The 12083-nt window shown below is 65.3% G+C and carries 8 protein-coding genes; 1 reads left to right on the forward strand and 7 read right to left on the reverse strand.

What is annotated here, in order from left to right; genetic code table 11:
* The first annotated feature begins 160 nt into the window (after positions 1-160).
* A complete protein-coding gene (locus Q1A53_RS09150; RefSeq protein WP_299965425.1) occupies positions 161-1867 on the forward strand; it encodes a divergent polysaccharide deacetylase family protein in 1707 nt (568 codons plus the stop codon).
* A gap of 1151 nt (positions 1868-3018) precedes the next feature.
* On the opposite strand, the gene Q1A53_RS09155 is transcribed toward Q1A53_RS09150, so the two are convergent.
* From Q1A53_RS09155 to Q1A53_RS09185, 7 genes are all read right to left on the reverse strand, one after another.
* The gene (locus Q1A53_RS09155) at positions 3019-5067 is read right to left on the reverse strand and encodes an EAL domain-containing protein (RefSeq protein ID WP_299965428.1); all 2049 of its coding nucleotides are present in this window, start codon (positions 5065-5067) and stop codon (positions 3019-3021) included.
* A gap of 204 nt (positions 5068-5271) precedes the next feature.
* Positions 5272-6309 (reverse strand): succinylglutamate desuccinylase/aspartoacylase family protein, encoded by a 1038-nt coding sequence (locus Q1A53_RS09160; protein WP_299965431.1) that lies wholly within the window; start codon positions 6307-6309, stop codon positions 5272-5274.
* 3 nt (positions 6310-6312) lie between these two features.
* A complete protein-coding gene (gene trpE / locus Q1A53_RS09165; RefSeq protein ID WP_299965435.1) occupies positions 6313-7824 on the reverse strand; it encodes an anthranilate synthase component I in 1512 nt (503 codons plus the stop codon).
* A gap of 3 nt (positions 7825-7827) precedes the next feature.
* Positions 7828-9669, reverse strand: coding sequence for a peptidyl-prolyl cis-trans isomerase (locus Q1A53_RS09170; protein ID WP_299965438.1), 1842 nt, complete (start codon positions 9667-9669; stop codon positions 7828-7830).
* Between the two features lie 74 nt (positions 9670-9743).
* Positions 9744-10925: an aminotransferase gene (locus tag Q1A53_RS09175; RefSeq protein ID WP_299965441.1), complete on the reverse strand. Its 1182-nt coding sequence runs from the start codon at positions 10923-10925 to the stop codon at positions 9744-9746.
* A 24-nt stretch (positions 10926-10949) separates the two neighbouring features.
* Positions 10950-11477: a xanthine phosphoribosyltransferase gene (gene gpt / locus Q1A53_RS09180; RefSeq protein ID WP_299965443.1), complete on the reverse strand. Its 528-nt coding sequence runs from the start codon at positions 11475-11477 to the stop codon at positions 10950-10952.
* A 3-nt stretch (positions 11478-11480) separates the two neighbouring features.
* Entirely contained in the window at positions 11481-12083 is a 603-nt protein-coding gene (locus tag Q1A53_RS09185) for a LysE family transporter (protein ID WP_299965445.1), read from the reverse strand.

The raw sequence follows: 12083 nt of genomic DNA on the forward strand, positions 1-12083 counted from the left end.
TTTCAGGGCTGGAGGAAACGGGCTTTGGCGGGGTATATGTGGCGCATACTTGTTCAGGCTTGCGCAGCATCGTCAAGGCCCCCGAAAGCCGGGCAGCGGTGCAAACCGGCGAGATCCACACGCAGCGGGCAACGTCGCGGGTAACGAGAGGGGAGCAGAGGTGGCAGGCGGTTTCGTGAAGGGCGCTCTCGTGGGGACGGTGGTCAGTGCTGCGGCTGCCGCAGTCGCTTCGGTCATTGCAGATGCGCCGATGCCGCCCGTGGTCACCGCCTCAGCCCCCGTGGCCCAGCCCGCACCGCAGGCCCCGACAGGCGCCGCCGCCGCCACATCGCAGGCCGACAGCGCGCCTGTCACGCCCGTTGAGGTGCCCAAGGCCACCTCGCCCGATGCGGATACGCTGGCAGCCGTGCGGCCCGATGATCTCCGGGCGCCTCGGGTGCCTCAGACAGGCGGGGTGGCGGCGCTGACCGAACCCACGCGCCCGACAGTTGACGCACCCGAGGCGCTGACGCAGCAGGACAGCCCGGCACGCCCCGCATCACCGGTGACACCGTTGGCCGTGCCCGAGGTTGCGGGCAACGTCGCGGTCTCGACGCAACCCGCCCCGCCGCCTGTCGCCGACCCGGTGGCACAGAGCGATCCGCCATTGGCAGAGAGCACCGCGCCACCGCAACCGCAAACCCCCACGACGGTCGAAACCGGGCCGCTTAGCGATGCCCCCGTGCCGGATCTTCCGGACCGGGGCGCACCGGCTGTTGCGTCCAGTGGCGCCACGCTCACACCCTCGGATCTGGCGATTTCGCTGGATCCGGCGCAGCCCCCACAACCGGCGCTGCCACCCCAAAGCGGCGCGTTTGCCGCCGCCCCGCCGGAGCCGTCGGATATCCCGTCGCTCGAAGAAGATGTGGCCGCACCGCAACCGGCACGCGGCACCGTCGCGCTGCCGGGCGGGTCGCCGTCTGCGGTGCCGCAGGCCAGAGAAACCTTTGGTGCGGCACCAACCGAAGCGGTCCCTGATCTGGCCTCTGGCGATGTGCTGGCAGGGCTCGATGCGCCCGCGGGTGGTGGCGAAGAGCTGGCGCCGGACGTCGCCATCAATGCGCTGCCGGAATTGACGGATGTGCCCGTGACGGGTTTTGCGCCCACCGGGCAGCAGGGCATCGGCGCGCGTATCAGCCGTGAGCAGGACCCTCCGCTCGTCCGGTTTGCCGCCGAGGGTCCCGGGGCAGACGACCGCCCGCGCATGGCCATCGTTTTGCTGGATACCGGCGTGGACCTCGCCGGCTCGGGCATCAGCCCCGCGGCGCTCAGCCGGTTTCCCCATGCTGTCAGCGTCGCGGTGGACAGCCGCCTGCCGGATGCCAGCGACCGGATGGCTGCCTACCGCAAGGCGGGGCTGGAGGTGTTGACGACGCTTGATCTGGCCGCAGGCGCGGTGCCGGATGCCGCCGCCCGCGCGCTGTCAGAGGCGCTTGCCGCGGTCCCGGAGGCCGTCGGGGTGCTCGAAGGGGTGGGCGGTGGCGTGGACGGCTCGCCCGGGGTTGCCGCCAAGATTGCCAATGTCCTCGCAGATACCGGCCACGGGTTGATCACCCGGGAGGGCGCAGATGAGACGGCGCGTAAACTGGCGGTGAGCGCGGGCGTGCCCGCCGGTGTTGTCTTTCACGATCTTGATGGAAAGGGCCAGTCGCCGACGGTGATGGGGCGCTTTCTGGATCAGGCCGCGTTCCGCGCCACAAGACAGGACCGGGTCATCGTGCTGGGGCGCCTGCGGCCCGAGACGGTGACGGCGCTGCTGACCTGGGCACAGCACGCACGTGCCCAGCGGGTGGCGCTGGTGCCTGTCTCGGCTGCGCTGCGCGAGTAACGGGGTTATAGCCGGGGCCGTCTTCTAAGGGCAATGTGGGACATTCGGGGTCCTCACGTTTCAGTCTGTGTCAAAGTGGCGGTGAAGGTGGTCAAACGGTCCCGGCATGCGCTGACCTGTCAGATCACGTTGGCAATGATCCTGCCCGTTGGGATCTTGGAGCGGGAAAACTGGACTGCCTGCCCGGTGGCCCGGCACGCGTCAGCGCAACAAGCGACCCGTTGGGTAGATGCGGATCTCGCCGGGCTTGATCTGAGAACGTGGCGGCCCTTGGATCTCAAAGGGCTAAGGCTTTAAGTTGATTTGCCCGCGCCCTCCACTGGGATCGAGGGGACCGCCGCTATGGTCGTCAATGCGCGCACTCAGGGAAAAGGCCGTATTGCCACGCGCGGCGATCTGCAAGAGTGCAAGCGATCAAGGCGCCCAGACGCCGTCCTGCGTCGCGGAGCAGAGATGTGTCATCAGATCTGTTTCAACGCCGGGATCACTTGGCGGTACTTTGGATCGCATGGCACCCGGTTGGTCACAGAAGGCCTCTGTCGAGCGCCCCGACAGTGTGCAAACCGATCCGTCGAGCCAACGGCCAAGCCTTGCCAGATGACGCGTAGCGCTGCATGTCCGGATACCCCAGATTTTGATGCTCGTGTGCCGTCACGGCCATGTCGCGGATCCGGCCTTTGAGATACCCCAAGTCTGAGACAGGTCTTTGCTTCGCAGAGTATGACTTCCTCACATGTCGTCGCGTGCCTCTACAACCAGACAACCCTCGCAATTTTCGCGACCCACGTCCGCGCCCTCGGCTCGCGTGAGCAGTGTTGAGCCGACCGCGCAGTCGTTAGGGCGACGAACCGGTACATGGTCGTGGAGCGCGCCTTACTTCCTTGCGACCAACGGCCCGGCGGCGCCAACGGGTGGCTTGGGACCGAAACGTCCTTTGGTTCTGTCTGCCGGGATCTTGGGCGGTCTTGGGCGGTGTCGTATTGTCGACCGGTGATAAGGCGGACGGAGGTCAGCGAAGGCAGTAGAACCCGGACCGGGGTCAGGGTCAGCTGTGTCTGCTGGAAAAAGGCACCGGGGCAGAGGCTGCACTGCGCGCCATCTGTGCTGACGGATATGCAACGCCCCTTTGCCCGAAGAACAGCGTGCCGAGCTTAGGCTTTGCGGGTCCCTGTCTCGCCGGTGAAACGGGCGTACCAGGCACGAAACGCGGCCTCTTCCATCGGGTGACCAATCGCGAACCCTTGGGCGATGTCGCACCCAAGCGCGCTGACCGCGCTGATGTCTTTTTGTGTCTCCACCCCTTCGGCCACCACCCGCATGCTGAGACTGCGGGACAGGGCGACCAGCGCCGAGATGATGCTTTCGGCCCGGGTGTTTGGGATTGGATCGATCAGGCTGCGGTCCAGCTTGATGCCGCTGATCCTGAGCCGCGACAGGTTCGACATGGACGCATAGCCCGTTCCGAAATCATCCAGAAGCACCGGAAACCCGGCGCGCGTCAGGTTTTCGACCGTCCGTATCGCTTCGTCGTCATCGGCCTCGATCAGCGTGTTCTCCAGCACTTCGACGGTCAGGTCTGCGGGCCGCATACCGCGGGTCAGGACCTCTTGCAGCAGCCGGTCGGACAAATGCGGATCCCGCAGGGTTGCAGGGGACGCGTTAACCGAGATGGCCGGTATCTCCATCCCTTCGGCGCGAAAGCGTTCCAGCAGGTTGAGTCCCTTTTCAACCATGATCAGGTCGATCTGCCGGATCAGCCCAGCCTCTTCTGCCGCGGCAATGAAGGTGGCGGGCGGGATGATCCCGCGTTCCGGATGGCGCCAACGGGCCAACACCTCGCATCCCGAAATCCGCCCCGTCTCAAGACACAGCTGCGGCTGCATGTGCGGCTCGAACTGATCGAAGGCCAGGGCGCGGTCAATCTGGGCAAAGAGCGTCTTGCGCCTGTCCAACTCGGTGCGCAGGTCGTCGGAATAGGCGCAGGTCTGGCCTCGACCGCTGCGCTTGGCCTTGTAGAGCGCCAGATCCGCCTCGATCAGCAGCTGATCCGGCGTCACACCCTTGGAGGTGGCCATGGTAAAGCCGACACTGGCGCCGACCTCTCCTTGCCCCGCGCTCAGCTGCATGGGCTGGCTGATCGCGTCGATCAACCGGTTGCCCAGCTGCTCGATGGCATCGATGGACTGAGGCGCGCGGATCACGATCACAAACTCATCGCCGCCGATCCGTGCCGCCAGATCATCGGTGCGCGCATGGCTCAGGAGCACGCGCGCGACCTCTACCAGCACCTCATCGCCAGCCTTGTGTCCGAGGCTGTCATTGACTGCTTTGAACTTGTCGAGATCAATCTTCATGAGGCTCAGCGCCACATCGCCGCCGCCTGTTTTCTGCAATGCTGCCAAATGGCTGTAGAGCGCCCGACGGTTGAGCAGCCCTGTGAGCGGATCGTGATTGGCCGCATGCGCGAGATTGTTGCGCGCCGCCGTCAGTTCGGTGTTGCGCACACGCAGCGCCTCGAAAGAGGCCAGAAGCTGGTTGCGCCGCCGATCGAGCCTGCGGATCGTGCGACTGACCGACAGCTGTGCCGGCAGAAAGATCAACGCGCCCTCGATCAGCAAAACGACCAGCGCCAGCCCCAGTGCGGTCGCCTCGATCCGTTGTAACCAGCGGCTATGCGCCATGGACCTCGCATCGTAGAGTTCGGATGCCGTGTAGAGCGCCGACAGCAGATCCTGCTGGCCCAGTGCGACCATCTGGTTCTGCATGTTGGCTTTGACCTGCCCCGTCGCGGTCAGGGAATAGCGCGCCGTCGTCACGAAGCGCCGAGAGAAATAGTCCAGCGGAAAGGTCTCGTCGTCAAAGTAAAGGTGCTGCAGCTCGGGGGTCATCCCGGCTCTGGCCATCAGCCAGTCATGAGAGGTCGCGAAGAGGTCGATCGCCGTTCTTAACCGGGCCTCGATCTCTTCGGAAGGGTGGGTTTCAGCCTCGCGCATCAGAAACAGGATGCGTTGGCTCAGGATCACCTGCCGCGTGCTGATCAGGCTGGTTTCGCGGTGATCCTCCGCCTCTCTGATCGCGGAAATGGACGCGTAATGCGCCGAAAAGATGGTCGCAAACACCAGCACCAGACCCAGAAGATAGCGTTTCCACAGGGTCTCGGGGTTGGTGATGTGGACCCGGCGGAAAACCCGTCGGATCATCTTTTTTGCTGTGTCCTTCAATGGGACCCCGTTTCCGCGTGATGAGGTGGGTCTGTGGCCTCCGCACGACCTCGTACTCGCGCGGAAATCCCTACCAAAGGCGCGTTTCACCATCCTCAATAAGGTGGCGATAAATGAGACTGCGGGCGGGGTTTTTACGCAAAAATTGACGAAAACCGGGGTGTAATCGCGCTACTGCGGCGCTCAGATGATCTCGTCTTCGTCAAAGAGTGGATCGGTTTCGAGCTGGCTCGCGAGGTCCTCGACAGTCCCGTCCGAGGACCTTGGCGCGAGGGCGGCGAGGTGAAAGACAGCGTCGCCTTCGTTCACCACGGGCAGGATCGCGCGGCCGATCAGGATGCCATCCGCAGGCGCTACCAGATCAGTTTCCACCTCGCCAAAGGGATCGGCGACACTGGCCAGCACATCGCCTGCCTTGACGATCTCGCCCTCGGCCCGGAAGGTGCGCAAGAGACCACCGGCCGGTGCGCGCAACCATTTGGACGACGGGCAGATGTAGGGTGCCGCCTTGGCCTTTGCGATGCCCTTGGCGGGCAACATATCGAGGCTGCGCATGACCCGCAGGATGCCAGCAACGCCCGCGCGCACGGCCATTTCATCGAACCGCAACCCTTCACCCGCCTCATAGAGCAGGACGGGCGTGCCCCGTGCCGCGGCTTCCCCCCGGAGCGAGCCCTCCCGCAGGGGCGACGTCAGAACCACAGGGGTGCCAAACGCCTGCGCCATGGCCTGCGTCGTCACATCATCCGGCGACACCCGGATCTGCGGCAGGTTCGTCCGGTGGATCGCGGCAGAATGCAGATCGATGCCCACATCGCAGCGGCGGACGACCTCGTTGAGGAAGATATGCGCAAGCCGCGCGCCCAGTGACCCAGAGGGGTGTCCGGGGAAACATCGGTTGAGATCGCGCCTGTCCGGCAGATAGCGCGAGCGGTTGAGAAAGCCGAAGCTGTTGACCACCGGCACCACCAAAAGCGTGCCACGCAGCGATTTCAGCTGAGGTGCGCGCAGCAGGCGGCGCACGATCTCGACCCCGATCACCTCATCGCCGTGCACTGCCGCGGAGACAAACAGCGACGGCCCCGCCCGTTTGCCATGGTGGACCTGAACCGACAGGGTGACAGGGGTGTGATCGGGCAGGGTGGAGACGGGCAGGTTGACCGTCTCGACGCTGCCCGGGATGACGCGGTGGCCGCCGATCTCAAAGGCCGCGCGCGCCATCGGTTATCCGTTACCGTTGCCGGAGAAGCGTGCCGCATCTGCCGCTGCGCGCCGGATTGCGTTGGACTTGTGCACCGTTTCCTGAAACTCGGCCTCCGCGTCGCTGTCATAGACGACGCCGCCCCCCGCCTGGATATAGAGTTTCTGGTCCTGCAGTACCGCGGTCCGCAGCGCGATGCACATGTCCATATCGCCGCCCGCGCTGAAATAGCCGACACCGCCACCGTAGACACCGCGCTTTTCGGGCTCCAGCTCGTCGATGATCTGCATGGCGCGGACCTTGGGCGCGCCAGAGACCGTTCCTGCGGGCATGCCCGCAAAGAACGCATCGAGCGCATCCTTGCCTTCCGCCAGCTCGCCCACCACGTTGGACACGATGTGCATCACGTGGGAGTACCGCTCGACGATGAATTCCTCGGTGGGGCGGACGGAGCCGATCCTGGCCACACGGCCCACGTCATTGCGCCCCAGATCGAGCAGCATGAGGTGCTCGGCCAGCTCTTTCTGATCCGCCATCAGATCAGCCTCCAGCGCGCGATCCTCCTCTGGGGTTGCGCCGCGCGGTCGGGTACCTGCGATGGGCCGGATCGTGACCTCGTTGCCGAAGACCCGCACCAGGATCTCGGGGCTGGCGCCGATCACCTGAAAGCCGCCGAAGTTGAAATAGAACATGAAAGGCGAAGGGTTCGTCCGCCGCAGCGAGCGGTAGAGCGCGAAAGGATCCTGCCGGAACTCCTGGGACCAGCGCTGTGCGGGCACCACCTGAAAGATGTCACCGGCACGGATGTAGTCCTTGGCCTTTTCGACGGCGCGCTTGTAGCCGTCGTGGGTGAAGTTGCTCACCGGCGCATCGGGCGTCTGCGCCTCGCCCAGATCGCGGGTGGCGGCGGGCATGGCGCGCTCCAGATCGCGGACCGCGTCCATCACCCGCTCTGCCGCCTGTGCATAGGTGGCGCGGGCCGACTGGCCATCGTTGACCCAGGCTGGGGAGACCACCGTCACCTCGCCCTTCACCCCGTCCAGCACGGCGATCACCGACGGTCGCAGCATCACCGCATCGGGCAGGCCCAGCGGATCGGGGTTGACGTCCTGCAGATGCTCCACCAGCCGGATCATGTCATAGCCCAGATACCCGAAGAGCCCGGCGGCGGCCTGGGGCAGATCCTCGGGCAGGTCGATCCGGCTCTCTGCCAGCAGTGCGCGCAGGGTATCGAGCGGGCCGCCCTCCAGCGGTTCAAAGGCATCGGCGTCATAGCGGGCGGCGCGGTTGATCTCGCTCGTCTCCCCGCGGCAGCGCCAGATCAGATCAGGTTTCATCCCGATGATGGAATAGCGCCCGCGCACCTCGCCGCCCGTGACCGATTCCAGCACGAAGGCGTTCTCGGCGGCCCCGGTCAGCTTCAGCATCAGGGAAACCGGCGTATCGAGGTCGGCTGCCAGACGGGTATAGACGATCTGGTTGCGACCCCGGGCGTAGGCCGCGTCAAAGGCGCTGAACTCCGGCGTCAGGCTCATGGATCAGGGGAAGTTCACATGCACGGCCTGCAGGGCCTGCGGGTTGATCTGCGGGTTGGCGCGGCTGGTCACATCATTGCCAAAGATCTGGTAGATGTCCTGCGCCAGCGCCTGACCTGCCTGCTCGGCCAGCCGTTCGCGGATCTGGTCGGTCTGTGCGTCCTCGGCGGGGCCTTTCACCTCGTCCAGGCGCACAACGACGACGGCCCCTGCATCCGGCAGGATCCGGGCCGTGCCCGCTTCCATCTCAAAGATCTCCGCCATTGACCCCTGCGGCAGCTCGCCCACGAAATCGCTGCGCAGCAGATCGACCTCCTGCACCGCGCTCAACCCCAGATCGGCGAAAGGCGTCCCCTCTTCCAGCTGCGGCAGCTGCGCCTCAACCTGAGCGGTCAGCAGACGCGCGACCTCCTCCGCCTGCCAATCGGCCAGAACCGTGTCGCGCACATCCTCAAAGGGCGCGGGGCGGGGGGGCAGCACCTCATCCAGCCTCAGGGCAAAAAGCGCACCATCCGCCAGTTGTGCGATCTCGGGGAAATCATCCAACGTGACGGCGCGCGCCACCTCGCGAAAGCCTTCATAGGCGGCGATATCGGCATCGCTCTGTGGGGTCCAGTCAACCTGACCCAGCACCATATCCGTATCGGCTGCCAGCTCTTCGAGAGTGGCACCACCGGCCAGCAGGTCATCGAGATTTTCGGCCTGTGCATCGACCAGACGGCGCGCGCGGTCTGCAGCGACAGCCGGGCGCAACAGGGGTGCTGCTTCTTCAAAGGGCACAAACTGAGCGGGCAGCACACCATTCACCCGGAAAAGCGCGGGACCCAGCGAACTGGGCAGGGGCCCCACGACCGCACCGACCTCTGCCCCAAAGACAGCGTCGGCTGCGGCGCCCAGATCCTCGGCGCGCACATCGCCCATATCCGTATCAGCAAGCTCAAGCCCGCGCGCGTCAACCAGATCCTCGAAACTGCCGCCCGCCTCAAGCGAGGCCGCCGCCGCCTCTGCCGCTGCGTTATCGAGATACACCAACCGCTCCACCAGACGCCGCTCGGGTTGATCAAATTCTGCGGACCGTTGCTCATAGGCGTCGCGCAGGTCTTCGTCGGCAATCTCGACCTGGTCGATCATCGCGTCCGGGCTGAGCAGCGCATAGGTGATCTTCTTGGTCTCGGGCAGCGTGTAGGCGTCGATGTTCTCGTCATAGTAGGCGCGCAGGGTCGCGGCCTCGGGTGCTGCCACGGGCTCCGCCAGATCGGTCTCGCTCAGCCGCGACCAGGTAAAGCTGCGCCGCTCGCCCACGTAATTGACCAGCGTCTCGGTGTAGGCCTCCGGCATGACCACACCGCCGAGGATCGCCCCCTGCAGCAGCGTGCGCGCCACTTCCTGCCGCAGCTGCGTTTCGAACTGCTGTTCGGATAGCCCGTTCTGCTCCAGCGAGAAGCGATAGCCTTCGCGGTCGAACTCGCCGTCAATGCCGCGGAAGGCCTGAATGTCGAGGATCTGGTCGCGCAGGTTCCCGTCTCCGATGGACAGCCCGATCTGGGCCGCTTCGTGATCCAAGGCGCGCTGTGCCACGATCCGCTGCAACACCGCCCGGTCGAGCCCGATGGCCTGCGCCTGCGCAAAAGGCATCGCCTGGCCGGTCTGCTGCTGCAGGGCGCGGATTTCCTGTTGCAGCTGGCGGGCATAATTGTCCACGGACACTGGCATATCGCCAACCGTACCGATGGTGCGGATATTGCCCGACAGGTTGGTGGCACCAAAGCCCGCAAGCCCCAGGATCAGCAGACCCAGCAGGATCCACACCGCGGTTTTCGAAATACTGGACGCGCCCTTGGCCATGTCACCCCTTCTCTTGCGCAGCTCATGCGCATTGGCGTTCTGTCTATGCGCGCGCGCAGCGGGGAGCAAGAGCCTCAGCGGGCTTTGTCGACCTCTGCGAGCCGGTCGAAAAACGTGCCGACCCCGGGTGTGTCCAGATTGGCAAAGGCGATGCGCAGCTGGGCCTTGCCGCTGTCGCTGCCACCCGGGTGGAACATGGTGCCCGGCAGGCAGAGAATGCCTTGGTCGCGCACCAGATCAGGGGCCAGCACGTCCGATGACGCAGCAAAGGGATGCCGCAGGTAGGCGAAATAGGCCCCGAGCCCCAGCAGCGACCAACCAAGCGCGCCGAGCTTTGGGAACCCCGCTGCGATGGCGGCGCGCCGTGCCAGAATTTCACGGCGTTCTCCCGCCAGCCAATCGCGCAGGTTCTGCATGCCCCAGAGGGCGGCGTGCTGGCCAAGCTGACCGGGGCAGATTGCGACCGTGTCAAGGAATTTCTCCACCTCCGCCAGCCGCGCGGCTCCGGTCGCCATGGCGCCCACCCGGTGCCCGGTCAGCCGGTACGCTTTGGAAAAGGAGTAAAGATGGATCAGCGTCTGCGCCCAGTCGGGGCGCTGAAAGAGATCATGGGGTGCGCCGTCCCTCTCATGAAAATCGCGGTAGGTTTCGTCGAGGATCAGCGCGATCCCGTGCCGCTGCGCCAGATTGAAAAAGGCACTGATCAGGGCAGGGGGGTATTCCACCCCTGCGGGATTGTTGGGGGAGACCAGCGCGATCGCCCGGGTGCGCGGCGTGATCAGGGAGGCTGCCTGATCGGGGTCAGGCAGCAGGTCCGTCCCGGTGGGTAAGGCAACGCTGCGCACACCGGACATATCGAGCCACATCTTGTGGTTGAAGTACCACGGCACCGGCAGGATGACTTCATCCCCTTCGGCACAGAGCGTCGCGATGGCCGCGGCAAAGGCCTGATTGCAGCCAGAGGTAATCGCGATCTGATCCGCGCTGACCTCTCCGCCGTAGATCCGTGTGGTCTCTTCCGCCAGCCCGGCGCGCAGGTCGGGCAGACCGAGTACGGGCCCGTAGAGATGCGCGTCATCCCGGGTGAGCGCGATCTCTGCCATGGCCTCGCGCAGTGCCCGCGGTGGCGGGTCCACCGGTGCGGCCTGACTGACGTTGATCAGCGGGCGCGCTTGCGTGAAGGTGACACCCTCCAGCCAGCGCCGCGCTTCCATCACCGGCGGGGCAAAGGTGGCGGCGGTGCGTGCCACGCTCATCGGCGCATGCCCTTTGCTGTGCGGTCAGTCGGTGCCACGGTAGGGTTCCACATACTGCAGCGCCATGTCCCAGGGGAAGAAAATCCAGGTATCCTGGCTGACACCGGTAATGAAGGTGTCCACCTGCGGCTCACCCGAGGGTTTGGCATAGACAGTGGCGAAATGCGCATTTGGGTAGAGGCTACGCACCAGCTCCAGCGTCTTGCCGCTGTCCACCAGATCATCCACGATCAGGATACCGGTGCCGTCGCCCATCATCTGCGCATCGGGGGATTTGAGCACCTCCGCCTCGCGACGCTCATCCGCCTTGCCGCCACCGGAATGGTAGGATTTGACGCTGATCGTATCGACCGTGCGGATGTCGAGCTCTCGCGCCACGATCATCGCGGGCGCCATGCCGCCGCGGGTGATCGCCACCACAGCCCGCCATCCGCCGCCGTCCGGGCCTTGCCCGTCCAGCCGCCAGGCCAGCGCGCGGCTGTCGCGGTGCATCTGGTCCCAGCTGACGTGAAACCCTTTCTCGTGGGGCAGGCGGCTTGGATCCTTGATCATGGGTTACCTCTCGATCAGCAGGCGCAGACCCAACGCGCCCAGTATGGATGCGGCGATCCGGTCCAGAACAGGTTTGGCGCTCATATACCCGCGTCGCGCCGGCCCGCTTGAGAGCAGCAGCGCAAAGCCCGAGTAGAAACAGACTTCCAGCAGGAAATGATTGGCGACGATCAGGGCGATCTCGGGGGCGCTCAGCCCTTTGGGAAACACCACCACAATGACCGCCGCGGCAAAGAGCATGGATTTGGGATTGCCCGCGTTGATCAGCAGACCGGACAGGAATGCCCGACCCCGGGGTGCCGCCGCCTCGCCCACCGGGTCGCGCGCATGGCGCCAGATCTGGACTGCAAGCCAGATCAGATAAAGTGCGCCGCCCACCTTGAGGATTGTGTAGGTCCATGGAAACAGGCGAAAGACCGCCTCCAGCCCCAGCAGTGCCGCCAGTGTCCAGATCGCCGCGGCGAGCGCCAGTCCGATGCCGGTGGCGATCGCCGCCGTCTGGCCTGCCGCGACACAGGTCTTGATGAAGTACAAGAGCGCTGCCCCCGGGCTCGCAATCGCTGCCATCAGCACGAGGTTGAAGGCGACCAGGCTCTCGATGCTCAT

Origin of the sequence: uncultured Roseobacter sp. (assembly GCF_947496515.1) — a bacterium.
In the GTDB taxonomy this organism is placed as follows: domain Bacteria; phylum Pseudomonadota; class Alphaproteobacteria; order Rhodobacterales; family Rhodobacteraceae; genus Roseobacter.

What these genes read in the sequence shown, in the direction of transcription:
- Q1A53_RS09155 (WP_299965428.1), bottom strand. Translation starts at nt 5,067, where the DNA reads ATGATCCGACGGGTTTTCCGCCGGGTCCACATCACCAACCCCGAGACC.
- Q1A53_RS09160 (WP_299965431.1), bottom strand. Translation starts at nt 6,309, where the DNA reads ATGGCGCGCGCGGCCTTTGAGATCGGCGGCCACCGCGTCATCCCGGGC.
- trpE (WP_299965435.1), bottom strand. Translation starts at nt 7,824, where the DNA reads ATGAGCCTGACGCCGGAGTTCAGCGCCTTTGACGCGGCCTACGCCCGG.
- Q1A53_RS09170 (WP_299965438.1), bottom strand. Translation starts at nt 9,669, where the DNA reads ATGGCCAAGGGCGCGTCCAGTATTTCGAAAACCGCGGTGTGGATCCTG.
- Q1A53_RS09175 (WP_299965441.1), bottom strand. Translation starts at nt 10,925, where the DNA reads ATGAGCGTGGCACGCACCGCCGCCACCTTTGCCCCGCCGGTGATGGAA.
- gpt (WP_299965443.1), bottom strand. Translation starts at nt 11,477, where the DNA reads ATGATCAAGGATCCAAGCCGCCTGCCCCACGAGAAAGGGTTTCACGTC.
- Q1A53_RS09185 (WP_299965445.1), bottom strand. Translation starts at nt 12,083, where the DNA reads ATGAGCATCGAGAGCCTGGTCGCCTTCAACCTCGTGCTGATGGCAGCG.